Below are 24,327 nucleotides of genomic sequence, written 5' to 3' on the forward strand. Positions count from 1 at the left end.
AGCGATGGGAGGCAGTCCAGGGGTAATTTCGATAAAACTGCGAAGCTTGGAAGATATGCGTATAAATCCTGTAACAAGTCTTCAGTACAATCGACTGTGGATCATTTTCATTGGAGATTGGCAAATGGTTAAATATGTTCCCTATGTGCGAACCAAGGAAGGCTATATAGAGCGGAAATCTTATGCGATCTTCAACGCGTCCGGCAATTGCCCGGATCCCTACGTGCATGAAGAATCACTCGTCGGGTGGCCTGAATCCAAGGTGTATTGGGCAAACCAGGCTGGGCCGAGCGTGGGCCTGGCTCCCCTGAACTTCCATTCCTATCGCATTTCTACTGCCGAAAAAGAACCCGCCGAATTATCGGTGAGTTGATATTTCCCTGTCATCTTGCTGAAATTAGCGGGTCCGCTTGGGTCAGGCTGCTCGCTGCCGCAGGGTTGCTAATTGAGATAAATGAGATATCAGCTGTAGTCGTTGCCCGGGAATAGCAGGCTCTTCCCACGGTCAACGGCATGAAATGTAGCCCAGGGTGGGTAGTTGTTCATGAACCTGTTGAGAATTTTTTGCACAGCTCATCAAGGAAGCCGCGCTGCCCCGGAAGAATGCGCCGTGTTGCTTCCGATATTTCGAACCACTCGGCGCGATCTATCTCCGGAAACGCCTGCATTTTCCCAGACCCTTTCGGCCACTCCATGCTGAAAGTATTCGAGACGAACCTGGAAGAATCCAAATCACTCTCGGTAGCCCATGCATCAATAAGTTTCCCACCAGGTTGCTTCCGCTGTGCTAGCGGCAAAAACGGCCCGGCTGGCTGGTGCCCGGTTTCTTCCATGAATTCCCGTAACGCGGCCTGAAAGGGGTCTTCGCCTTTCTCATACTCGCCCTTGGCTATCGACCAAGACCCAAGATCCTTCTTCGCCCAGAAGGGTCCCCCGGGATGGACAAGCAAAACCTCCAGCCGGCCGTCGCGGCTGCGATAGGGCAAGATGCCGGCGCTTGTTTTAGGCATATGTGCCTACTGTCTGTTTTCGGGGAAAACAACGGCTGGTTCTGGCACCTTTATTCCTTGGCAAAGTCGCAAATCGACACTGAGCAGACGTTTACAGCATACTCAGCCAGCAGATCAGAACACCTCTTGATGCGTAAAAAAGCGAGGGCAGGTCCAGAGTCTACTGCAACTTCCCCTGATTCGGCCAGCAAGCTGGAACGAACTATAACCTGGACTCCGCCACGCTTCATCCGGACTGCTGAATCCAATTTTCAGTTCGATAGTTTGGCAGCAAGCACATCCACATGCTCGATCTGCGGCGGTTCCGAGAGCAATTCGGCGGCATTCGCCATCAGCGCCGCTGCAATCGGACCCGCCAAATGTGCTGAGCGCCCCGTTTCGTCAGCGAAGGCGTCGAAGATCCCGAAAGTAGATTGTCCCAACCGTAGCGCAAGCCAGACCGGGGTGGTGGCTTCCTGATTCGCCAGAGCGAGGGCGCTTTCAAGAAAACTGGCGACGGCAGCTTCTTTCCCGGGTTTGGCTTGCAAACGTACTAACAGGGCAACTTTTACCATGATAATTTTTCCTTTCTGAAGTTGAATTACGAGAGGCAGACTTTAATGAAGATACAGATTCCTGCTAAGTGGCAATATTGACAATTATGATATCATTTCTGCCATGCGCATCTACATCCTTGCCCTCGATGAAGTTTTTGATACAGGTTTATCTACCCTTCTCGATACCTTCAGTATCGCGAACGATTTGGCAGAGTCTGCCGGAACACCTTCGATTCATTTCGAGGTAACTATCGTCGGTGTCCGCCGCCGGGTACACACCAGTCAGGGACTGTTAGTACCAGTAGTACTGGCGACACAACTGGCGCGCCCCGATATTGTGCTGATTCCTGCGCTTGGGGCAAAAATGCCCGCAACACTGCAGTTGGCGCTTGAACGGCGGGATGTAGGGGATATAGAGGAACTGTTGCGGGAATGGTCTGACGGCGGAACTCTGGTGAGTGCCGCCTGCACCGGAACCTTTGTCCTTGCAAACACATCGCTGCTTGATGGGCAGAGCGCCACGACCTCATGGTGGCTGGCGCCGCTGTTCCGCGAGCGCTATCCTCTTGTCATTTTAGAAGAATCACGCATGATCGTGGATTCATCCAGTTTCGTCACCGCAGGGGCGGCCCTGGCACATATTGATCTGGCGCTATGGCTGGTAAGGCGCAGCAGTCCGGCGCTGGCATCATTGACTGCGCGTTTTCTCGTAATCGATCCGCGCCCTTCGCAGGCGGTTTTCATGATTCCAGACCACCTCATGCATACGGATCCATTGATCGAACGATTTGAACAGTGGGCGCGGAACCGGCTAACCCATGGTTTCTCGCTCAGCGCAGCAGCAAATGCAGCCGGAACCAGCGAGAGAACCCTCGCGCGCCGTCTAAAGACCGTGCTGGGCAAGACACCCCTCTCCTATTTTCAGGATCTGCGCGTCGAGCGCGCGGTACACCTGCTGCAAACGAGCAATGACAGCATTGATCTGATTGCCGCCCAGGTTGGCTATGAAAATGGGGTGACGTTACGCACCCTCCTCCGCCGTAGGATTGGTCGGTCTGTGAGTGAGCTACGTGCAGGTAAGTGACAGGTTCGCGAGCCTCTGGTAAGTATGTTAATTGCCTGCCCAGGTTGAAGTTTCATGAATTGAACAGGGAAATCCATGCTGGGCGCACATGAAAAGAGCGTCCACTTAGGACGCTCTAATGTGTGAAGTGTAAAGGCTTTACGCTATCACTTCGTAGAATTGAAATTACCCAGCAGGATCAGGTCGCCCGGCACCCCGCAGCTACTGAATGTGATGTAATTATTCGCGGGAAACAGCAGGTTCTTCAACGCAAACACCGAAACTGCCTCAAACTGGATCGACAGTTTTTGCACGATCTGCTGCGGCACCTGACTCTGGATCTGCTGATTGACTTGCGCCGCCAGATCGTCGGAACCGCTGGGACCTCCTCCGGACAGGTGGCCGCCGACAACGACGCCCTGACTGGTAGTCTTGATCTGAATAGTCTGGTTGCGCCCGCCGCCACCCACACCCAACGGCAGTGAAGCCCTCACCTCGATCGTTACGTCGGTCGCAAGCGTGGAATCTCTGCAACGGGTGCAATTCCAAAAGCAGGGATAGACCGTTGTGCAGGAATGCTGATTATATTGAAGAGATTGCCGGCGGCTGCCGCTGTAATACATTTGCCCGTTAGCCTGCGCCGTGATGGTGGTATCCACCAGCGACCACGACACATCTTTGCCTCCAGGGATCGAATAAGTGTACTCGGTAAATGAGCCGCCGCCTTGTCCGCCACCGTTCGATGAGGTGTGATTGAGCTTGCTCAAATCCACGGTGCCAATGACACTCGCACCAGTGAACTTGCCCGACCAGGCTTTGGTGGTGCTGCCCGGATTCACGCCCTGTAGCGCCCAACCGTTGTTTCTCAGGCTTTGCGGCAGGACCTCCTTGAATATCAACTCGGAGCGCACCATCATGCTGTTGGTCTGGCCTTGCGGCAGCGGTTCCGGAATATTGTTCAGGAACGCCTGTGAATAATTCGGCATCGCCCGACCCCCGGTCATGATGAACAGTTGCAGCATCTGGTTGCTGGCCGGCGTCTGGAGCGGTTTGAAAATGAAATCACTGGGCTTTAACGCATCCAGCGTCGGAATTGCGGTCAGGTCTAGCTGATTGATCAGGTAGATGACGGGGTTGCTGACGAAATACTCCTTGACCGCCTTGTTGAATTCCACCTTGGTGGCATCGCTCAGGTCGATGTTGCTGATGGAGAACGCCCCTTCCTTCATGTCCAACTGCACTTTCAGGACGTTGTGATTGACGTTGTCGATCTTGACCGTACCTGCAACCTTTGCCAGCTGAATCACTGCCGTGAGGGTTTCGCCGGTGATCGATTCAGGTGTACCGCATTGTTCCGGCAACGACCCCACCTGGGAACAGCGCTCTACCGAGCCGCTCAGTATTTCCATTTTCAGTGTGGCTGAATTGTTGTTGTTGATGCTGAAGCTCAACAGGGGATAGCCGTAATCGATTGTGAAGCGGTTGATCACGGTAACGCCACCCGGATATTTTTCCGAAGTGTTGACGGTAATACGGTTCTTATAGACGGTATCTTTTTTCAGGGTTTCGTATTGATCCAGCAGCGCACTGTTGATTCCTTTCAGATCCATGTTGAACACCACGTCCCAGCCATTGGTGCAACTGCCCTGCGCATTCATCTGGGCCAGCAGCGTCTCGGTGGACGGCAAGTTGCCCACGGCAGCCAAAACCATATCGCTTGCAGCCAATAACCCTGGCAATTGGCGCGGCTGAGCGAATGCGAGCAACCGGTTGGCGGCACGCTGCTGCATGATCTTCAGCGGGTCGGCGATTCTTGCTTCCAGCACGAAGGATAACCGTACTGTCAGGCTGTCCCGCTCAAAGCTCAGGCCCTTGTTCGTGCTCGTGTTCGGCAGCGAGATTTCCCAAGTAGAAAAAGGAGTGACGCGGCTCACGCCCTCAGACCAGGATTCGCCGCCATCGGAGAAGTTCGGCGAGTTGTCATGCGCGTTGTAGCTGTAAATCCGCTCGCGCCAGGGAGTGCGAAACGCCAAGGGATCGCGATGAAGGTTGCGGTCGTGGAACGGCGTGCCGTTATAGGCAAGACGAAGCAGATAGGTCCCGCTGGTGGTGGATTTGACTCCTTCCACTACCGCAACCACAGAAATTATCCTTGCGTTGACATATTGATAGAATTCCGGCGCATCCAGAAAAATCGTACTGGAAAAAACGTTGCCGCCGATCAGTTCCTCCGGCTTGACGCCTTCGATGACATATTCGATCGGCTTCGTCCTGCCGGCCTGATAATGGGCCAGCAGGGACCTGGCTTCCAGCGTAGTGGCTTGCTGCTGGACCACCGCAGCACTGAATTTCAGCAGGCTGAACGCCAGCACCGGCGTGGCCGGCTGCAGATTGGCGTATTGGAGCGCCAGATCCTGCATCAGGAACGCCTTGGCGAGAATAGTGAGCATCTGGTTCTGGATGAACGTCAAATGGCCGGTCAGCGCCACGAGATCAATAGCCGACCGGTCGAGATCCTCGACCCTGGCGGGGTGCAACTTCTGCTGCAACGCCTCCAGCCGCGCTGCCTGGCGGCTGTTGATCTCTTTTTGTTTCTGGTTGGTGTGAATATCCCGCTGAAGCGCATGCAGCGAGGATTCGGCGCCGGCTACGGCTTTGCCGCGCAGCACCATGGTCGCAAAAGCCGCTTGCAGACTTGCTTTTTCCGGCTTGATATCCGGGCCGGACGCCATGATCTGGTTGAACTGGATCGACATTTCATCCCAGGATAACGTCGAGGGATTACCAAATTGCGCGCCATCCAGATCGTCGAGCGCGCGCTGCGCGTTTTCCAATCCTTTGGCACCGGTACTGATGCCGGTATACAGCTTGGACATCGCGTTCAGGACATTGAAGGTCTTCTGGATCCTTTGTACGGCAAGGCCAAGGTCTTTGACGGCAGAGATGGATGAGGCAGGAATGGCGATACTGGTGCCGAGGCTGAACAGGTTGGTGGCGACTTCCAGCCCGAACTTGATCGCTTCCATGGTCTCCCATTGCTGCACGGCGGATTTGTATTTCTGCACAGCCAGATCCACGTCTCCCCGGGCTTCGAACAGCGATGCGTTCAGATTGTTGATCTTGGCCTGCTGCTGCACTGCTTCCGCCTTACCCTGGACGATCATCGAATCGTAAAATCCTTCCAGGTCTTTTTGCTGCGCTGCATTGGCTTCGATTACCCCACCGATCAGCTCGCCTGACGCGATGATGTTCTGGTTGAGCGTCCTGGCCACGTCGATCACCAGTTCCTGCTGACGGCGATTGGCCATGCGCTGTTCGTTCTGTGCAACCTGCAGTTGTATCCTGTCCAGATAGCTCAGGATACTTTGCACGTATCGTTCGTAATCGCCATATGGCAGAATCGGGACAAGACTCCCGTATTCCGGATTGGTCGCGTAGTTGGCCAAGTCCATCGCACGCACGCGCAACGCAATTAATTCCTCACTCCCGCCTGCGGGCAGCATTTCCGTTACCCATGTCAGGTAACTGCGCACAAATTGCTGAATGCAGCTATTTGCACGAGCAGATTGATCGCTGATCACTGCTTCGGCAAATGTCATTGAAAACTGCAAACTGTCTGTCAGTAGCGGGATCACACCTGCCGGTGGCACTGTACGAACATCGTCTGCGATAACTGGCATGGCCGCTGGCCCGCTTCCATCCAGGCCGAATCGGAGTCCATCCACAATCACGCTATAGCGGGAGCCGGAGCGGTTCTGGATTGCCAGCGCGCCGAGAAATTCATCGCACCCCAACTGCAGCGAGTCGAACGCTTCATCAGTCAGGCTGATCGATTTAGGTTGGCCCTGCACGCGCATGTCCAGCACCTGGCCGAACAAATGCACCTTTTTTCCGGGAACCGGTATGGTCGTGTTGGCGCCGGCGGATAGCACATTCGTGAACAGGACGAAATCCTGCACTTCCCCGGCTGCGACGAGCTGCACATCCGCAAGATCCAGCCGCGCCTTATAGACGTTTACTGTTGGCGTAGCGATAAAAGAGGTGATGCCGGCAGTATCCTGCGGCAGCATGCGCACAAAATCGCGCTGATCGTAAATGGAAAAGTTCGGCTGGATCGTGGTACGGTATTTCTGCGCCATCGCACCCTTGAAGATTCGCTGCCAGATCAGTCCCCGTTTCTGCTCTATCATCACGCTCAGGCTGGCGAGGTGGACGGCTACCACCGCCTGTTCGGTAAATTCCTGCTGCAGGTTGACAAGCGATAACCGGGCGTTGACGTTGAAGAGGGAAAACACGCTGTTCTTGTGCGACCACAGCGTATCGCGCCAGTCACCGTCGTGCAGCGTCGAGTTGAAGATGGTCGAATTGCTCAGGCAAATGACGCTACCATACTGTTCCACATAGCCGTAGATACCGGTAGCCCGGTCGGTAGTGAACTGGACGAAATTTTGCGATCCCGGCCCGGAAAGGGGATTATTTCCATCCGCATAGGCCAGCTTGAGTTTGGCAAACTGTTCCGGCAGATACGCAAACACCTGCAGGATGGTGTCGCCCAGTTCCACGACGGAAACATAATGGGTGCCGAATTCGCGGAAAGAATCCAGCACTTTGCTGGCGTCGTCCTTGTTCAACTGATCGCCGTAGTCCTGGAGACGGCTGCGACCCGCGTGGCGCAATCTTGTCGAAGCCGAAGTGAACTCGGTACTCAGCCCATATTCCGGATCAGGCTGCCGGGGTCGCGCATGCACAAGGATGCCTCCCACTGCCGAAGGGTGGTTATCGGCACCATCCGCTCTCTCCAGTTTAACTAGTGCATAGCGTAGGTCCGTTCGGGCCAGGTCGACACCTATGGTTTTCGACAGCATCTCCAATGATGGGCGGCTACCCGTAGCGCCGCCCAGCAAGGCGCCTGCGCCGAACGATGGCGCGTCGATGTCGCTGGAAGGGTTGACGACTCGGTACGGGATCAATTCATCCAGCAGGTCCAGTGCGTTTTCATGCAGCGTGATGACCGGATGCGTCCAACTGCCGAGCTGCGCTATCGGCTGGACCGACCTCAAGGTCATCGCCTGTTGTTTGGCGGGGTAGAGGATGTTCAGCAGGCCTGCCTGCGGTTGCCAGTTGGGGTTGAGGCCGTCGACCAGATTGGTGGAGAAGCCGATGCTGAAGTCTGAATCGATCATTACGTATCCTTGGTTGACTGTTGAGCTAGCCCAAGGATATACGCGCCGCTCGCGCTTCTAAACCGAGAAATACGGGCACATTTGGCCGGTGTTCGAGGTTTCGCTGGCTTGGCGTTAAGCGGCTGGTTTTTGTGGCGATGGCGCGATTGTGAAGCCAAGGACCAAACAAGCGCGACCACTTCTATGTGTCAAGCCTGGAATGGATTACAGATATGTAACTGATGGTCGATCAGTAGTCCGTCCTGCATGTCCTCTGAATATAATGTCTTGCATCCTGCGAGAAGTGCAGCCGCCACGATCATTGCATCGTATACGCTTAGCCCATATCGCTCAGCGACAAGCCTACCTCGATCATGGGTCTCGATAGTCAACGGCTCGGTTGGACATATCGACCGAATCAGGCCTAACACCTCATTGATTTCCACCCACGACATGGCGAGCTTACGACGTGCTACATTCGTTATCTCGTTTAACACCTGTACGCTGATTAGCCCGCCTGCCCGCACAATTTCCTCGGCCCGATTGGCCTTATCAGCATCAGCCGATAAAAGGTACAGCAAAATATTGCTGTCAATAAAGGCTTTAGGAGCGGGCATTTGCTTCGTCGCGGTCAAACTTGAAATCAACAGGGAGCTTCCCCCTGAATTCTCGTAATCGCATCAGGAAGGCATCGTTGCCCGGTTTCTTTTTCACTTGGAAAACCCGTTCATCAGCAATCAACACCTCAATGTCGTCGCCTTCGTGTAGTTCCAGTGCTTCAACCACGGAGGCAGGCAATCGAATTGCCAAGCTATTACCCCACTTTGAGACTTGCATGATCGACTCCTTGTAGATATACATCTTATGAAGTATATCATGTGATTCTGTTAATAAACACATTCTTATCTCGCTCCAGGCCACGGATGATCTTGTTCCCATGGCTATCGACACCCAGTGCCGCAGGAATAATGGCCTTGTGGGTGGCGATCACCGATCCAATCGCCGCCCCAATGCCAAGATGTACATCTGGCATGGCCGCGACGTGATGATGAATGAAGGGCAGGCTGGCAATATTGGCCAACTGCTGCTTGGAATTTTCATCGACCTCGTCGGTCCAGATTTTGACCGGCACTCGCTTGTCGGTCAGAACTTGCTCGATCGGCATTAGCTACTCCCCTTTTTCGCTCCTTATCGCATGTGCGCATTGTCAAGGAGTAGATGGCTCAAATAATGAGCCCATAAATCTATGTTGAGCGACTATGGAAATATTCCTGGGGGAGCCCTTTGCCGGCGGCATGGATGACGCTCCATAGCGGGGCAATGCGAGAGTCGGCTTTGAATTGCTGCAAGACATGGGAGGCGGTTGCCACCTGTTCCAGATAGCGCTTGGCGATACCATGCATCTGGATCAATACCCCCAAGTCATGCAACGACGGCGCCAGTACCTTAGCAAGCCTCGGCAATCCAGAGGCAATAACCAAGCCGGCAGGGTCATAGTCCACGAAAGCATAAACCGGCAGGATCGTGCTCTCGATCAGCGTATGAATTGCATCGGTCCGGGCGCCACCTTGAGTATCGCCACGGTAGATCACCAACGGATCACGTGCCGGCAGGCTGTCCATCACAGCCACGTCGACGTCGTGGATGTCATCGAACGTTTGTAGGTTTTCGATTACCAGCAGGGCATCGTGACCGATTTCATGCCCGAGTACCACCTCTAAATCCAGGCCCAGATCGGTACGAAGCGGAAGATCCCAACTACCGCCAGCTACATGCAGCGTCTGCCCAGGCAAGGTTTTCAACCTTAGCCGACCCGCCCCCACAGAACGACCAGCGAATTTTTCATCGCGTGCAAGCTGGAGGCTTTGTGATCGGCCGAGGTGCTTCCAGCTTTCAGACGTTGTCATGGCGGGATCAATGCCCATCTCGCCTTGGAGCATCCGGCCAATTTCCTTCTTGTCCTCTTCCGTGAATACGAGCGAGGCGCCCTGTTTTATCCCCAGGTTGTACTCGGAGCAGAAGGCACTGATTGATCGTCCAGATGGGAACCGAATTTCCAGCGAGTGAAATATGCGCAGCAAGGTATTGATGAGTCGCTTGTCCATCACGCAGGCTCCACGAGCACATCACAGACCATGACGTTGCCGTCGAAGATAGGATCAGCCGTTTCTTCAGCGACCACGACGATTCCGAGTTCCCGTTTCTTCCTCGGCCCAAGATCCTCTAGTACGCACTGCAGCCAGACAGAAACACTCATGCCGCCCAGTTCAGCGGGGTGTTCGAGATACCACTCCAAGGCGGATGTTCGGAGATTCTCGGTTTTACAGGTGGCAATAAGACGTTCGATAGCCTGCTGGTAGGGCCGGCGCTCAAGCAGTATGCTGGGTGCCGAATCTTCTTCAAGCAGGCTACCTCGTGGCCGCTCAACGGGCAGACGCAGCACTGGTGGTGCAATATCGCCCGCCAGATCGGCGAGGGAATCCGTGTATTCCGGGTCACGCACCCATGGGTGGCTGCATATCGAGATGCCATCCGCCTTGAGCAGCCATGGCTGTGGATGTGCCGTTTCGTCCCACTCCTGCAACTCATAGACAGGATGACGCTCTAGGTAAAGCCAGAGGCTACGTACCCTGCGAGTACGTTCCTCGATTTCGCGATACTCAAACAGGTATTGCTTGAGAATTTCCAGGATATCGCTCAAGTTCTGCCGGAACGAAGGAAGCCTTTCCTGCAACTGGGCGCGGAACATCGCGGCAATGTTGGCGAATGCACCTTGAGTCTGTATCCGTTCACCCAGGTCAGAAAGTGTAAAGAGCTCGATCGCCCGCACCACTTTTTCCGTGCGGCCAATGTAATAGGCGTTCTGGCGCTTCTTCTCTGCCAGCGTGCTCACGTTGCCGAAGCGGTTTTCCACCAGAGTTCTGAGATGCGCCAGATCGGCAGCGAGGTTGTCGGAAATCTCATAGATGGACTGGCGGATCTCGTCTTCAATTCGCTCGCGATCTTCTATTTGCCCTTCATGAGCAACGTCAAAGAGGGCATTTGTTAGCTGTTCCAATCGCTCGAAAGCGACACCCAGATCAGAGCCAATGCCATATAGCCGTTCGATGTTGAGGGCAGCATCGAGGAAGCGGCGCAGCGTGGTATGCAGTGTGTAAGCATCCTCTCCGCGAGGAATAAGCACCTTGTGCTGTTGCAGAAGCTCGATGCCTCGGGCACTGTCGTCGTCTTTGATGAGCTCGCCGTTGTAATAGGCTTGAGAGATCAGATCCTGGTGGCTGGCCAGACGCCCAATGAGGTGTTTTACGCCGTCACGGCTCAAAACAACCTCCCGGTCTCGCCCTCGGATTCTTGATCCTGCGCCTCACGGATGGCTTGTTCATTCTCAGCAAGGAAATCCACCACCTCGTAGAAGTAATCGATCTTGCCGGTTACCTCGAAGCGATCGCCCTGTCGATCAGGGATCAGGTAGCCACTCTTGACCATCTGCTGCAACAACCGATCCAGAAGTGTGCGTAGGCTGGCATCACTGGATGCAAACTCCTTCCCCAACGTAGCGAACCCTCGCAAAATCTCACCCAGATGTGGGTTCTCCGAAATATGCAGCAGCGTTTTGGGAAAATCGATCACATCGCCCGTGCCAAGGGTTCGGTCTGCACGTTGGGCCTGCATGATCAGATTGAGAAAGCCGAGCACTGGCCGCAGCTCATGCTTTACTTCCTTGAACAAGGAGCGAATTTCTGTCCGCTCACGCGTACCGACCGCACGGTGGGCAGCGTAATAGGCTTCCCCATGAGCAGTGGCGGCCAGACGACGTCCGATCTGGGTCAGGTAACCATCCACCTGGCGACGCGTTGCCTCGTCTTCGAGGTAGGAAAATAGATCGGGGTAGGCCGTGCGGCAAATAAACGCACCTTCCAGAAGCTTGATGACCGTGGCTTCAAACATGGGCCGCCTCCTGGCGGAAGGTCGCTAGCCGGCGCCCCTCCTGTATGGCATAGCGGTTCTTCAGCAGGGCCAGGATTTCAGGCTCGGGGTCAGGGAAAGCGGAAACCAAATGAATATGGTTGTCGGCCAGCATTTCCAACAGCACGCGAACATTGTCTAGGTCGAGGTCGCGCAGTTCGTCCAGTGCCCAGACCAGCTGTACTGGCTGACCGGCGCGAATCTTATTGATTAAGCCGACGAAAACCACACAAAGAATGAGATAAGAAAGCCCATTGCTGGATGCATCGCGCAGTTGCCCTTCGTCTTTCACCGTCTTTCTGGGCTGACCTACTTCCTCGATATCGATCTCCAGACCAAGCAGATCTTCCAGCTTTACATCCAGCGTGTGACGCCCTTGTAGCCAATCACTTACTTGATCCACGGCATCGGCGAAAGCGGGGCCAGGCAGGTCGTTGGCATCTTTGCCAGCCCAAACGCTGTATTCCTCGTCCAATAGCTTGATTTTGTCCCAGCCATCCAGGCTGTCGAACGAAGTGGTAACCCTCACTGCAACACTACTGATGAAACGAAAGCGGGTGGATGCCGCCATGTTGTCCTGCAAATCCTTCGAGAAGATGCCAACCTTGCGCTTGAAGCCATCAAGGCGATCATGAAACTCGTGGATGCCGGAGGCAAAGTTACGACACTGGCTCAAAAGCAACCTGCGCGCATTTTCATGCTCGGCGTCGAACCATTCCCGCAAAGGGACAAGCCAAAGGAACGATGAGGCACTTTCCTGATCCGGCCCAAAGTCCAAGCGTTTCTTGTCGTAGAACTGGTAGGGCGTGGTGCCCGGCGTTTCAAAGAAAACCCGCTTGATGGGGGCCAACGCCACCCGCGCCCGAGCTTCCTCATTTTGAATATCCAAGAACAGCCGGTCCATGTCTGCCTCCAGCGCATCCTGATCGCGCAGTGGCTTCGCCATCGGCCCGATGGGGTCTGCCGGCCAGCGGGTCAGCTTCTCTCGGCGCCGGATGACAAAACCGTGCAGCTTTTCCACCCTGGCCTTTTCCCGATTAACTTGGCCCAACTCCTTGTCAATTTCGTCGTGTTTGATCTCACGCGCCTTCCGCGCCTTGGACTGTTGATCCAGCAACTCGTGGACGCTGTCCTCTGCCGTCTTTAGTTCCGCTTCCTTGTCAGAGCGAGTCGTCCATTCAGACGCCAGCCAGCGACGCCAATCGCCGACCTTGGCTTCATTGGATCGGGCTTTCTGTAGTTTCTCATGGGCATCCACTTTCTCTTTTCGCAGCTTTTCGAGCGAGGCCATGTCCACGCCTTGCGCCTTCAATGCCGAGTCCAATTCCTGATTCAGCGCGCCGATGTCCTGATCGCAGGATGATTTCGCGGTTGCAATGATCTGATCGATCTCACCGATTTCGGCTTTAACCTGCACATCAATTGCCGCCAAGCGACTTTTCAGATCGTTTTCATGGGTCTGCTTGCGGACGTTTCGGGTGGATTTCAGCGTAGCCAAGGCCTGCTTATGCTTCTCCAGCGATTGCTGGACTTCCTGCTGTTTCTGTCGAGCCCGGATGCCCGCTTGGCGAATGTCTTCGGCCAATGCACGCTCCGCAGCCTCGAACGCTGTCCGGCATGACCGCACCGTGTTGTCGGTCTGGATATGAACGCGTTGCTTGTCCTCGGCGGCGGCTTTCGCCTGGCGGACGCGCTCGGACTGGGCTTCCAGTTCCTTTTCCTTGGTCTTCGCATCGCGCTGATGTCGCTCGATCGCGCGATCGACCTCCTCGACTCTCTGCCGCAGCGCCTCCTCATCACCCACCCTCGGAACATCGAGCACCGCCAGATCCAGCCCGATGCCGTACAAGGAGCGCGCATCCTCACTGACCAGAGTGGGTGTCAGGTCCGTGCGTAGCAACAGTTCCTCGGGTACCACCCGTGCAATATCCCTGGTCCAGTCAGGCCGGAATTCGCGTAGAAAATGTAGCAGCGTGCCAGGGGCGGCGTCTCGCAGGGAGAGCAGATGCTCTCGATCCGCTTGATCCTGCTTTTCTCGTTCTCGGATGCCCTGAATTTGGTCATCGATGGCACGGAAAGCATCGACTTCCGTCTGCTGTGATCCCTTTGCTTCCTCATACGCTTGCGAAGCCGTACCGGCCACCTCAACAGCGGCTTCAAGCTCGAGGCGGGCGTTCTCCTTGGCTTCAACGAAATGAGGAGATGGCTGTGGATGCTCAACCGCTTGTTTAAGGCTTCCTATCTGTTCGGCGATTTCTTCCTTGCTGTTGTTGAGGGTTTCTTCCTGTCGCTCGAATTCTGCTGAAATGTTTTGCCAGGCTTCTTCAGCATCCAGCCTGGCCTGAGCATCTTCTTCCTTGCCTCCGACCCGAATGGGTTCCTTGAGGGCATTCTTTTCTCGCTCAAGGGCGTGAAAGGTTTCGGTGCGCTGATTGCGCAGTTCGGCATAGCGATTGGCCAGATCCTTGGACTCACCCAGCAGGGCTTTTTCCCGATTACCTTTGGCATCCAGGTCTTCGGCCAGTTGCGGCAAAGCATCCACCAAGCGGGCAAGCGCTGGCAGATCCTCTTTCTCGTAAGCGAGATATTGCTTATCAAGGCTCAGCAGTGTGCCTTTCAGGCTTTTCACAAAACCCTCGGCTTCACCCAATTGGCTGCCGATTTCGCGCAGCTGTGCATTGGTTCGGTCCTCTAGGAGTAGCATCTCTCCTTGGATTTCTTCTGCCCGTACCTTGGCCTGTTCAATCGCACCTTCATGAACCTGCTGTAGCCGGGCGAAATCTGTATGGACAGACTGAAGTCGTCGCACAGCTTCTTCATGGCGCATTTGTGATTCTTGGAAATCACGCATGCGACCGGCCTGCTCCATCACTGCTGCATAGGCTCGGTACTCTCGCACCCAGTCCTTCATGGTGGATTTGCTGGATTCGAGCCGGATACTGGTCTTGTCATCGACTATGCAGGAAACGATCATCCGTTTGATGTCGCGGAAATGCGCTACCCGCGAAAACATCCCGGTCACGATCTTTTCGACATGGCTCAAGCGACTGCCCGGCCCGACAAAAGAGAAATTGGCCGCCAGCGTTCGATGGTCACGATTTCCAGAAACTGCGTTCTGGATGATGGCCCGGTAATCCGAGAGAACAGTGATTTGCTCGGAACAGAACTCGCCACGCTTCCTGATGTGTCGGTTGAGATCAGGGCCGATCACAAGATCACCAAATTCGTCGCGGAATCGCTCCAAGGCAAATGGCTGGTCGATAAACCGGTAGTAAACGCTTTCGCCAGATCGGGAGGCATGCAACACCACCATGCACAGCTTACCGCGCCGGCAGTACTCGAACACGATGAAAGACGTGGTGTGAGGCAGGTAGTACTGCACGAAAGACTGGTTTACGCCTCCGCCCTGCACTAGCTTGTTCGGGCTTTCCCCGTAAAACAGCGGGATCAGTCGCAGCAACGAGGTTTTGCCCACGCCATTAGCGCCGGTGAGCGAGGTATGCCCGTCAAGCTTCAATTCAGTGAGGGCGCCCTTGCGGTAGGCATCGATGAGGATTAGCCGCTGCAGGGCAAAAAAATCAGCTTCCGACGTATTCAACAATGATTACTTCCTCCCATTAAGAGCCCCCACCCTATCAGCGAGGTGGCTCAAATACTACGCCTCATGAATTGAAATGGGCAACAAGGAAATCTGGCTCAAACGTAATATCGAGAAGCGCGACGAGTCCTTCGGGTTGCGGGTGGATGATTCGGACTGGTTCTATCCCGACTTTACTCACGCTGCACCTGAGTGGAACGAACGCGCTGCATTCCGGCGTCGACCAATGCGGTGAAGGTAACGAACGCATCACATCGATCCATGATACGCAGCGAGAGGCAATTGATCGCGCAAGGGGCATCGCCGTCAACCAACAGAGTGAGTTACTCATCCAGGGACGAGACGGACAGATCCGTGAGCGCAACAGCTACGGCGACGATCCGTTTCCGCCCAAGGGATGACTCTGGAGTTGGTCTCGCCAACTTGCGGTTTGATGCACGACAACTCTGCTCGTGCAAACACGCAAGCAAACCACTCCCGATGGCGCGCGCATAAGTGTTTGATGAACAACGCTGACTGCGCGTGCCACGGCGAAAGAGTCGGTGGAGATTTTGAGAGAACAGAGGGCAAAAGAGAGTCGAACCGACTGTCCTGCGGCCCAGACGGTGCCCACCCCCGGCACGCGCAGAATGGGCGCGAACCCCAGGGGGCAGAAATGAAAACGCCAAACCGAGAGGGGTTGGGCGTTGAATTTTGGTGGCCAAGGGCGGAATCGAACCACCGACACAAGGATTTTCAGTCCTCTGCTCTACCGACTGAGCTACTTGGCCTTTCTTTGAAACGCCGACCTCATACACGCTGAAGCGCTATCCATACAGCGAGCACAGGGCACAGTTTTTTTGGTCGCGCAATTTTAGCACAGCGTCAAACTCATTGGAACAAAAGACCTTATTCGTACTGTTCACGAAATGATGAGGTCGAGCCGTTTTACCTCGATTGGGCGAAGCTGGCGCTGAGTTCGCATACCATGAGAAAATCCATATTTAGCACCATGATATCTTCGATATACCGAATAAACCAGCCTGAAACAGATATAATTCAGCGTTTTAGCAGTCGCAAGTCATGCGTGTTTCTCGCGGCATTCCTGCTCAGGCTGAAGCGCCCGTTGCGCTCACCATAGGCAATTTTGATGGGGTACATCTAGGCCATCAAGCTATGCTTGCCCGCTTGAAGGAAGCTGCCGCAAGGCTTGGCCTGACGTCTTGCGTGATGATTTTCGAACCGCACCCGCGCGAATTTTTTGCGCCGGACAAGGCCCCTACCAGGCTCACCAGTCTGCGGGAAAAGCTGGAGTTGCTGGCGGCGGCAGGTGTGGAACGGGTGCAGGTGTGCCGCTTCGATTTCGATTTTGCGAGAATCAGTGCGGAAGAATTTATTGTCGGCATTTTGCAACAAAGCCTTGCCGTACACTGGATGCTGGTAGGTGACGATTTTCGCTTTGGCGCCCGCCGGGCCGGGGATTTTGCCATGCTCAGGGCATTTTCCGCGCAGTGCGGTTTTGAGGTGGAAGAAATGCCGGGCTACATTGTGGATGGTGTAAGGGTCTCGAGCACGGCGGTTCGAAGCGCATTGGCTGCGGGCGACCTGGACCTTGTGAAGCGGCTGCTGGGGCGGCCTTATAGCATCAGCGGACGGGTGGTGAGCGGCGCTAAGCTCGGCAGGCAGATCGGGTTCCCCACTGCCAACATCGAGTTCAAGCATAACCGGCCCCCGCTGTCGGGAATTTTCGCGGTCGAAGTCGAGATGAAAACCAAGGGAACAGCGGGTTTATTCTCTCCAGATTCAATTCGGGGGGTAGCCAGCCTGGGCGTACGCCCGACAGTGCATGAGCATGGCAAGCCGATGCTGGAAGTTCACCTTTTCGATTTCGATCGTGAAATATACGGCAACCACTTGCGCGTGCATTTTCTGCATAAGCTCCGGGATGAAGAAAAATATCCCGACCTCATCACGCTTACCAGGCAAATTGGACGAGATGTAGAGAATGCCAGAGACTACTTTAGCTCGGTGCTCCCGGTATCTTCTACTGACGCCGCAAGAAGCCTTCTGCACAGATCGAACTGATGTCCGCTATATATTCCAGATGATATGACCGACTACAAAAAAACACTGAACCTGCCGGATACGCCCTTCCCCATGCGCGGCGACCTTGCCAGGCGCGAGCCTGTGATGCTCAAGGCATGGCAGGAAAAAAATCTCTACCAGAAGATTCGGGCGGTTTCAAAAGGCCGCCCCAAATTCTTGCTGCACGACGGCCCGCCGTATGCCAATGGCGATATCCATATTGGCCATGCGGTGAACAAGATCCTCAAGGATATTATTATCAAGTCGAAGACTCTCGCTGGCTTCGATGCGCCTTATGTGCCGGGCTGGGATTGCCATGGCTTGCCGATCGAGCATCAGGTAGAAAAAAAATACGGCAAGAATTTACCTGCGGGCAAGGTGCGTGAGCTATGCCGCGATTTTGCGGCACAGCAGGTTGCACGGCAGAAAGCAGATTTTATTCGGCTGGGCGTGCTGGCGGATTGGGACCATCCTTATCTCACCATGAATTACAGCACCGAGGCGGGCATTATCCGTGCATTCGGAAAAGTCCAGCGCAGGGGATATGTCTATCAGGGGCAGAAGCCGGTTAACTGGTGCATAGACTGCGGCTCCGCGCTGGCGGAAGCGGAAGTGGAATATGAGGACAAGACATCTTCGGCGATCGATGTGAAATTCGGGGTGATCGACACCGGGCAGTTCTGGAAAAAGGTTCGTGGTTCGCGGGATTCTGCCCCGGCGAATTTAGCTGCTAAACAGGTGTATGTAGTGATATGGACGACAACACCCTGGACGCTGCCCGCTAATCAAGCGGTGAGCCTGAACCCTGACGAATATTACGTTGTGGCGGATATCGGTAGTGAGTATTTACTTATTGCCGAGGCTTTGATGGATAGCGCGCTGGAACGCTATGGTATTGCTAAAGCCGACGTTAATGTTGCGGGGAGGTGTACCGGAGCCAAACTTGAAAACATGCTGCTGCAGCATCCATTTTATGAGCGACAGGTCCCGATAATCCTGGGTGAGCATGTCACCATGGAAACCGGTACAGGAGCGGTGCACACGGCTCCGGCGCATGGCGTCGATGATTATGTCGTGGGTCAGAAATATGGTTTGCCGGTTGAGAACCCGGTTGGCGGTGATGGTCGGTTCTTCGAGAATGTGCCGCTTGTCGGCGGTCTTTCGGTATGGAAGGCCAATGATGTGGTGATCGAGGCGCTGGAGAAAAACGGTCTTTTATTGAAGGTGGATAAACTTCAACACAGCTACCCGCACTGCTGGCGGCACAGGACCCCTATTATCTTTCGCGCAACGCCTCAGTGGTTTATTGCCATGGATAGACCAATAGACAATAACGCAGCGGCTAATACGCCTGATGCTTATAAGCAGTTTCATGGCATTGATACGCTTAGGGAGCGAGCTAATTCAGCGGTAAGGGATACCGAATTCTTTCCGTCCTGGGGTCGTGCTCGTTTGGATGCGATGGTGAAGAATCGGCCCGACTGGTGTGTCTCGCGCCAGCGCACCTGGGGCGTGCCGATGGCGCTCTTCGTGAATAAGGAAACCGATGAACTGCATCCCCGTACGGATGAGTTATTGGAACAGGTGGCGCAGCGCGTGGAGCGAGAGGGAATCGAAGCATGGTTTAGCCTGGATGCCGCGGAACTGCTGGGCGATGAATCGCAGAAATACAGGAAACTGACGGATACGCTGGACGTGTGGTTCGATTCGGGCACGACGCATGAAACTGTACTTAAGCAAAATTCTCAACTCGGGTATCCTGCCGACCTTTATCTGGAGGGCTCCGATCAGCACCGCGGCTGGTTTCAATCCTCCCTCCTGACCGGTTGTGCTATCAACGGCCGCGCGCCTTACGGCGCATTGCTCACGCATGGTTTTGTAGTGGATGGGCAAGGCCGCAAGATGAGCAAGTCGAAGGGAAATGTCATTGCGCCACAGAAGGTGATGGATACCTCGGGTGCGGATATTCTTCGCCTTTGGGTGGCTTCCACCGACTATTCCGGCGAGTTGTCGATATCTGATGAGATTTTGAAACGGGTGGTGGAGAGCTATCGGCGCATACGCAATACGTTGCGTTTTCTTCTGGCGAACCTCGCTGATTTCGACCCGGCCGTGGATACGGTGGCGGTAGAGCAATGGCTGGAGATAGATCGCTATATGCTGGCGTTCACCCGCAAACTTCAGGATGACCTGACCGAAAGCTACCGGAATTACGATTTTCACCTGATCGTACATCGTCTGCATAATTTCTGTTCGGAAGATTTGGGTGGTTTCTACCTGGACATTCTCAAGGACCGGCTTTATACCGCAGCCACCAAGGGCATCCCGCGCCGTTCGGCGCAAAGTGCGCTTTACCAGATTGCGCATAGCCTGGTGCGCTTGTTTGCGCCTGTTCTCAGCTTTACCGCGGAAGAGGTATGGAACCATCTGACAGGCGACATGCGAGACAGCGAGGACAGCGTGCTGCTGCATACATGGCATGAATTTCCTTTACAACCGGATGAAGGCACATTGATGCAGCGCTGGGCGAGGATTCGCGAACTGCGCTCTCAGGTACAAGGACGACTGGAGGCGTCGCGGAGTCAAGGGAAAATTGGCTCCTCGCTTGCTGCCGAGGTGGAAATTCATGCTGTTGGGAGTGATTTTGCGTTACTCGACTCGCTGGGCGACGATATGCGACTGATATTCGTCACATCTGCGGCGCGGGTGGTGCATGTAGAGAATGCAGGGAAAGAAGGGATTTTTGTCACACCATGCGTCCACCCGAAATGCGAACGCTGCTGGCATTATCGTGCGGATGTCGGCGCCGATGTCGATCACCCGACGATATGCGGTCGATGCGTATCAAATCTGTATGGCTCAGGGGAGATACGGCATCATGCCTGAGCATGCTGCGCTTATGATGGCGCGGCGGGTATGATGAAGCTGCAGCATAGCCTGATCCTGGCGTCGATCGTGCTGGTGCTGGACCTGGCGACCAAGCATTGGGTGGAGTCGGCGCTGGTTCACGGGCAGCAGATTCCGCTGACGGGCTTTTTTAACCTGGTGCTGACTTATAATGCGGGTGCGGCGTTCAGTTTTCTTAGTGATGCCGGTGGTTGGCAACGTTGGTTTTTTACCGGCATTTCGGCGGTCGCTTCGCTGCTGATCATTTATCTGTTGCGCAAACATGCTGCGGACAGACTTTTCTGTATCGCGCTAAGCCTGATACTCGGCGGCGCGCTCGGTAATTTGTGGGATCGGGTCACCTTGGGCCACGTGGTCGATTTCCTGGATTTTCACGCGGGCGGCAACCATTGGCCTGCGTTTAACGTGGCGGATTCCGCAATTTTTGTCGGTGCGGTATTAATGGTGATCGAAAGTTTCCGCCATAAGGAACTGGACGCGGGAAAAAACAGAGGATAGTGCTGGCAGCCTATCGGACTTAAAGGAAATCGGCTGCAAAATCGGCGAAATCTGACCTCACCCAGTCACTTTTTCGCTGCGATTCTTTAAGTCCGACGGGTTGTTAGAGGGTATTGGAACCGGAGTTTTTCCGAGGTTGCCACATCACATCTTCCACGCCGTTCTGGTGGTTCAATACGCGGCATAGCACAAATAAGAAATCGGATAAGCGGTTGAGGTACCGGACATGGTGTGGCACCGCTGTTTCGGTTCGATATAGCCTTACCACGCATCTCTCGGCGCGGCGACAGACGGCACGTGCGACGTGGCATAAAGCAGCGGCCCGGGTTCCACCGGGAAGTATGAATTCCTTCAGCGCAGCCAATGGGGCGTTGTAGTCATCGAGTTGTTTTTCCAGACGGCTGACTTGCGCTTCGCTCATCGTCACGCGACCGGGAATGCTCAGGTCGCCGCCCAGATCGAACAGGTCATGCTGGATGTCTTCTAGGTTGTTGCGCACTTCCTCCTCGAGATTTTCTGCAAGCAAAACACCCATGAAGCTGTTGAGTTCATCGACGGTGCCGATCGCTTCGATGCGCAAACCATCCTTGACAGATCGCGCGCCGTTACCGAGTCCGGTTGTGCCGTCGTCGCCGGTGCGGGTATAGATTTTTGTCAGGCGTTTTGCCATGCTTCAGGTTATCCGCTAATAGACATTGATAGGCGTCCGCGGATTGGAACGGTTGGGTCGAGATGGAGCCCCGGGCGTGACTGCTAGTGATCTTGCTCGGGCTTGCTTGGCGATCTCGGCATAAATAATGCGGCCAAGCGCTTACCCTGCTGTCTATGGGGCGAATGATCTGGTTGATCGTTCCGCGAGGACGCCGCTGCGGGGTTATTGGGGTTATCGGTGTGCTGGGCTGCGGGCGTACGAGGTATATAAGGTTGGCTGAATAATGGATCCTCGGGCACCGTGGAACCCCGCCGCTGCGGGCTCGCGTGGTCTCTGGCGCGCTTGGTGTCTTTGCCATTTCTGGGATGCAATGCGGAGTGCGCGTCATCGGGCCGATCAGCGCGTTTGATCGCATTTCGCTGTTCTGGCCGTGCCGATTTGTTGCGATCGAATGTGCGATGTTTACCTTCAGATTCTGTGGATTCCGCGGGATGGCCGTGGGCTTCTGGCTCGAATCCCGCTATGACTGTAGAATTGAGCTTGAATTTCAGGAGCTTTTCGATACCTTGGACCAACTCGGCCTCATCCTCGCATACCAGTGAAATTGCGTCTCCTTTTGTGCCCGCGCGGCCGGTGCGGCCAATCCGATGGATATAGTCCTCGGGCGTGGTGGGCAATTCGAAGTTGACCACATGCGGCAGATCCTCGATGTCCAACCCCCGCGCAGCAACATCGGTCGCCACCAATACGCGAACTATGCCTTCCTTGAATTCCGCCAGCGCCTGGGTGCGTTGAGGCTGAGTCTTGTCGCCGTGAATTGCCGTCGCGGTGATTCCATCCCGTTCCAACTGCTCAGCCAGCCGGCTGGCGCCGTGCTTGGTGCGGACGAATACCAGAACCTGTTTCAAGTCTGCCGATTTGATAAGGTGAGCCAGCAACTCGCGCTTGCGCGTTCTGGACACTGGGTGCACCACGTGAGTGATCAATTCCGCGATGGAATTACGCCTTGCTACCTCGATCAATTCCGGATCTCTTAAAAGCGTGTTTGCAAGCTTCTTGATCTCTTCAGAGAAAGTTGCCGAGAACATCAGACTTTGGCGCTGCTGCGGCAGCAACGCCAGAATGCGCTTGATATCGGGCAGGAAACCCATATCCAGCATGCGGTCGGCTTCATCCAGTATCAGGATCTCGACCTTCGACAGGCTCATTGTCTTCTGCTGGATATGATCCAGCAGGCGGCCGGGCGTCGCAACGAGAATTTCCACTCCGGCGCGCAAATCCTTCGTCTGAGGCTGCATATCCATACCCCCGTAAACGACGGCACACCTGAGGGGCAGATATTTACCATAGGTTTTTACGCTTTCGTATACCTGGACGGCCAGTTCACGCGTGGGTACCAGGATCAGCGAACGAATCGGATGTCTTGCGGGCGAGGCGCTGGTGCTGGCCCCGGGTTGCAGCCGGCTCAGCATGGGCAATGTAAAGCCTGCGGTTTTGCCAGTGCCTGTCTGGGCCGCTCCCATGATATCTTTTCCCTCGAGTATGAGCGGAATTGCCTGGGCTTGAATCGGTGTAGGTTCGGTGTAGCCTTGATCGGCTATGGCGCGTAGAATTTCGGACGAAAGATTGAGTTGAGTGAACGACATATCCATTATTGCTTGCCCATCCGGCAATCGCTACTAGGACAGTTCAGATGGAGTAGTTTAAAAAAGAAGATTGGAAACAGGAAAAAGTGATAACAAAAGATTTTGGTGCCCAGAGTCTCCGGAATCCCGGTTTTACCAGATACTTCACCAAGTAAACATAAATTAGACCCGTCGAAACTTGAAAAATTCATCTAATCATTTCTCGCACCCTGCCGGATATTTTTGGGCTTCTCCGCTTTAAACCACTCGCCGCTCTTTTTGAATCCGTTCAATAGCGCGGGTGCGGCCCCGATGGCCACGGCATCGACCAGGCAATACCAGGCTGCAACGCCACTGGGCGGATTTCCCTGCGATAACCCGAGAACAGGTTCTATCGTTGCCCATCTCCAGGTTCCCAATGCCGTACCGATCAGTTCCAGCCAGGTGGTGATAAAGAATGCCGCCAGATATACCATTGGCGAGCGGCCTTTGAACAGGTAGATCAGAAAAACGCAAAACAGTAGTGCGCCGACTTGATCCCCCTGCGAGGGATAACCACTGATACCCCAGATTGACCATGCGCCACAGGTCAATACGACAAACATCGCTATTTTGCGCGCGTGGGCCAGAAAGAAACCGGAGCGGGCAAGTGCGACAGCCGTCAGGTACACCATTCCGTGACCCGGCGGAACATAGGCCGGCACGTTGCCGAACCGATAAGTATAGCCTTGCATATAGATGGAGGCAAAGTGCTCGCCAAGCGTAGCGAAGGCGACCGCAATGATGACCTGCATCCGTACTTCCTTATTTTCTCCCAATAGCAAGCCGAACAGAAATGTCCAGGCGAGAAGGCCCATGTTTCTTTGTTGTTCCAGGCTCCCGCTGGCATCCAGGTTCAAGCTGATCGCCACGCATACGAATGTCAGGGTCGCGATGAAATAATCACGTATCCGGTGAGGACAGTTCGTATTCGGGGGGGGGAAATTACGTAGCATTCTTTTCTTACTCAGATAGATGTCCGGCTTTAAATGGATTTGGCGCGGGACGGGGGATCACTTTTGGAGTTTTTAAGCGATCAGACTATCACACATCCAGCCTGGAGATGGAATCGAGCCTTTCCATCGAATCCTGTCCGGGAAAGCGGCACTAGCGCTCGATACAAGTAAAACCGCTGCTCCCTCGCGTGAACGCGGGAAACAGCGGTTCGGGTGAATGGATGAGGTGTGCCAGATGCTGTAGCTATAGC

General features: G+C 54.7%; 19 protein-coding genes and 1 tRNA gene. 6 read left to right on the forward strand and 14 right to left on the reverse strand.

Features of this window, described 5'->3' with window-relative positions; genetic code table 11:
* Positions 1-124 precede the first annotated feature (124 nt).
* On the forward strand, positions 125-373 hold the full coding sequence (locus BLP78_RS10405) for a hypothetical protein (RefSeq protein WP_090458997.1): 249 nt from the start codon (positions 125-127) through the stop codon (positions 371-373).
* Between the two features lie 169 nt (positions 374-542).
* Here BLP78_RS10405 and BLP78_RS10410 read toward each other — a convergent pair whose 3' ends face one another.
* Positions 543-1,010: an NUDIX hydrolase gene (locus tag BLP78_RS10410; RefSeq protein ID WP_090458998.1), complete on the reverse strand. Its 468-nt coding sequence runs from the start codon at positions 1,008-1,010 to the stop codon at positions 543-545.
* A gap of 251 nt (positions 1,011-1,261) precedes the next feature.
* Positions 1,262-1,564, reverse strand: coding sequence for a putative quinol monooxygenase (locus tag BLP78_RS10415; protein WP_090459000.1), 303 nt, complete (start codon positions 1,562-1,564; stop codon positions 1,262-1,264).
* Between the two features lie 103 nt (positions 1,565-1,667).
* On the opposite strand from BLP78_RS10415, the gene BLP78_RS10420 reads away from it, so the two are divergent.
* Entirely contained in the window at positions 1,668-2,630 is a 963-nt protein-coding gene (locus BLP78_RS10420; protein WP_090459001.1) for a GlxA family transcriptional regulator, read from the forward strand.
* Positions 2,631-2,776: 146 nt separating this feature from the next.
* Here BLP78_RS10420 and BLP78_RS10425 read toward each other — a convergent pair whose 3' ends face one another.
* The 8 genes from BLP78_RS10425 to BLP78_RS10460 form a co-directional block, all read right to left on the reverse strand.
* Positions 2,777-7,792, reverse strand: a complete 5,016-nt coding sequence (locus BLP78_RS10425) for a hypothetical protein (RefSeq protein ID WP_090459003.1) — start codon at positions 7,790-7,792, stop codon at positions 2,777-2,779.
* Positions 7,793-7,980: 188 nt separating this feature from the next.
* Positions 7,981-8,388, reverse strand: coding sequence for a PIN domain-containing protein (locus BLP78_RS10430; RefSeq protein WP_090459005.1), 408 nt, complete (start codon positions 8,386-8,388; stop codon positions 7,981-7,983).
* Entirely contained in the window at positions 8,375-8,608 is a 234-nt protein-coding gene (locus tag BLP78_RS10435; protein ID WP_090459032.1) for an AbrB/MazE/SpoVT family DNA-binding domain-containing protein, read from the reverse strand. The genes BLP78_RS10430 and BLP78_RS10435 overlap by 14 nt, the downstream gene beginning before the upstream one ends.
* A gap of 37 nt (positions 8,609-8,645) precedes the next feature.
* Positions 8,646-8,936, reverse strand: a complete 291-nt coding sequence (locus tag BLP78_RS10440) for an RtcB family protein (protein ID WP_218118962.1) — start codon at positions 8,934-8,936, stop codon at positions 8,646-8,648.
* A 79-nt stretch (positions 8,937-9,015) separates the two neighbouring features.
* A complete protein-coding gene (locus BLP78_RS10445; protein WP_090459007.1) occupies positions 9,016-9,876 on the reverse strand; it encodes a DUF7281 domain-containing protein in 861 nt (286 codons plus the stop codon).
* Positions 9,876-11,093, reverse strand: a complete 1,218-nt coding sequence (locus BLP78_RS10450; protein WP_090459008.1) for a hypothetical protein — start codon at positions 11,091-11,093, stop codon at positions 9,876-9,878. Before BLP78_RS10450 ends, BLP78_RS10445 begins: the two co-directional genes overlap by 1 nt.
* Positions 11,090-11,719 carry a condensin complex protein MksE gene (locus BLP78_RS10455; RefSeq protein ID WP_090459010.1) on the reverse strand — a complete coding sequence of 210 codons (630 nt, stop codon included), beginning with the start codon at positions 11,717-11,719 and terminating at the stop codon, positions 11,090-11,092. The genes BLP78_RS10450 and BLP78_RS10455 overlap by 4 nt, the downstream gene beginning before the upstream one ends.
* A complete protein-coding gene (locus BLP78_RS10460; RefSeq protein WP_090459011.1) occupies positions 11,712-15,338 on the reverse strand; it encodes an ATP-binding protein in 3,627 nt (1,208 codons plus the stop codon). Before BLP78_RS10460 ends, BLP78_RS10455 begins: the two co-directional genes overlap by 8 nt.
* A gap of 143 nt (positions 15,339-15,481) precedes the next feature.
* On the opposite strand from BLP78_RS10460, the gene BLP78_RS10465 reads away from it, so the two are divergent.
* Positions 15,482-15,736 carry a DUF2188 domain-containing protein gene (locus BLP78_RS10465; RefSeq protein ID WP_090459013.1) on the forward strand — a complete coding sequence of 85 codons (255 nt, stop codon included), beginning with the start codon at positions 15,482-15,484 and terminating at the stop codon, positions 15,734-15,736.
* Between the two features lie 293 nt (positions 15,737-16,029).
* Here BLP78_RS10465 and BLP78_RS10470 read toward each other — a convergent pair.
* A tRNA-Phe gene (locus BLP78_RS10470) sits at positions 16,030-16,105 on the reverse strand.
* 292 nt (positions 16,106-16,397) lie between these two features.
* Here BLP78_RS10470 and BLP78_RS10475 point away from each other — a divergent pair.
* From BLP78_RS10475 to lspA, 3 genes are read left to right on the forward strand one after another with little or no spacing between them, the layout of a single operon-like run.
* Positions 16,398-17,399, forward strand: coding sequence for a bifunctional riboflavin kinase/FAD synthetase (locus BLP78_RS10475; RefSeq protein ID WP_090459015.1), 1,002 nt, complete (start codon positions 16,398-16,400; stop codon positions 17,397-17,399).
* Positions 17,400-17,423: 24 nt separating this feature from the next.
* Entirely contained in the window at positions 17,424-20,285 is a 2,862-nt protein-coding gene (gene ileS, locus BLP78_RS10480; RefSeq protein WP_090459017.1) for an isoleucine--tRNA ligase, read from the forward strand.
* Positions 20,286-20,318: 33 nt separating this feature from the next.
* Positions 20,319-20,804: a signal peptidase II gene (gene lspA / locus BLP78_RS10485; RefSeq protein WP_090459034.1), complete on the forward strand. Its 486-nt coding sequence runs from the start codon at positions 20,319-20,321 to the stop codon at positions 20,802-20,804.
* 103 nt (positions 20,805-20,907) lie between these two features.
* Here lspA and BLP78_RS10490 read toward each other — a convergent pair whose 3' ends face one another.
* The 3 genes from BLP78_RS10490 to BLP78_RS10500 form a co-directional block, all read right to left on the reverse strand.
* Positions 20,908-21,474, reverse strand: a complete 567-nt coding sequence (locus tag BLP78_RS10490; RefSeq protein WP_090459018.1) for a cob(I)yrinic acid a,c-diamide adenosyltransferase — start codon at positions 21,472-21,474, stop codon at positions 20,908-20,910.
* 83 nt (positions 21,475-21,557) lie between these two features.
* Complete coding sequence (locus BLP78_RS10495) at positions 21,558-23,102, reverse strand: DEAD/DEAH box helicase (RefSeq protein ID WP_090459036.1); 1,545 nt, start codon at positions 23,100-23,102, stop codon at positions 21,558-21,560.
* Positions 23,103-23,293: 191 nt separating this feature from the next.
* A complete protein-coding gene (locus BLP78_RS10500) occupies positions 23,294-24,076 on the reverse strand; it encodes a hypothetical protein (protein ID WP_090459019.1) in 783 nt (260 codons plus the stop codon).
* Positions 24,077-24,327 lie beyond the last annotated feature (251 nt).

It is taken from the genome of Nitrosospira sp. Nsp1 (genome assembly GCF_900100985.1).
In the GTDB taxonomy this organism is placed as follows: Bacteria; Pseudomonadota; Gammaproteobacteria; order Burkholderiales; family Nitrosomonadaceae; genus Nitrosospira.

Coding starts and splice junctions, on each gene's coding strand:
- BLP78_RS10455 (WP_090459010.1), bottom strand. CDS start 11,719: ATGTTTGAAGCCACGGTCATCAAGCTTCTGGAAGGTGCGTTTATTTGC.
- lspA (WP_090459034.1), top strand. CDS start 20,319: ATGAAGCTGCAGCATAGCCTGATCCTGGCGTCGATCGTGCTGGTGCTG.
- BLP78_RS10495 (WP_090459036.1), bottom strand. CDS start 23,102: ATGTCGTTCACTCAACTCAATCTTTCGTCCGAAATTCTACGCGCCATA.
- BLP78_RS10435 (WP_090459032.1), bottom strand. CDS start 8,608: ATGCAAGTCTCAAAGTGGGGTAATAGCTTGGCAATTCGATTGCCTGCC.
- BLP78_RS10420 (WP_090459001.1), top strand. CDS start 1,668: ATGCGCATCTACATCCTTGCCCTCGATGAAGTTTTTGATACAGGTTTA.
- BLP78_RS10500 (WP_090459019.1), bottom strand. CDS start 24,076: ATGCTACGTAATTTCCCCCCCCCGAATACGAACTGTCCTCACCGGATA.
- BLP78_RS10490 (WP_090459018.1), bottom strand. CDS start 21,474: ATGGCAAAACGCCTGACAAAAATCTATACCCGCACCGGCGACGACGGC.
- BLP78_RS10415 (WP_090459000.1), bottom strand. CDS start 1,564: ATGGTAAAAGTTGCCCTGTTAGTACGTTTGCAAGCCAAACCCGGGAAA.
- BLP78_RS10465 (WP_090459013.1), top strand. CDS start 15,482: ATGATTCGGACTGGTTCTATCCCGACTTTACTCACGCTGCACCTGAGT.
- BLP78_RS10430 (WP_090459005.1), bottom strand. CDS start 8,388: ATGCCCGCTCCTAAAGCCTTTATTGACAGCAATATTTTGCTGTACCTT.
- BLP78_RS10425 (WP_090459003.1), bottom strand. CDS start 7,792: ATGATCGATTCAGACTTCAGCATCGGCTTCTCCACCAATCTGGTCGAC.
- BLP78_RS10445 (WP_090459007.1), bottom strand. CDS start 9,876: ATGGACAAGCGACTCATCAATACCTTGCTGCGCATATTTCACTCGCTG.
- BLP78_RS10405 (WP_090458997.1), top strand. CDS start 125: ATGGTTAAATATGTTCCCTATGTGCGAACCAAGGAAGGCTATATAGAG.
- BLP78_RS10410 (WP_090458998.1), bottom strand. CDS start 1,010: ATGCCTAAAACAAGCGCCGGCATCTTGCCCTATCGCAGCCGCGACGGC.
- ileS (WP_090459017.1), top strand. CDS start 17,424: ATGACCGACTACAAAAAAACACTGAACCTGCCGGATACGCCCTTCCCC.
- BLP78_RS10475 (WP_090459015.1), top strand. CDS start 16,398: ATGCGTGTTTCTCGCGGCATTCCTGCTCAGGCTGAAGCGCCCGTTGCG.
- BLP78_RS10440 (WP_218118962.1), bottom strand. CDS start 8,936: ATGCCGATCGAGCAAGTTCTGACCGACAAGCGAGTGCCGGTCAAAATC.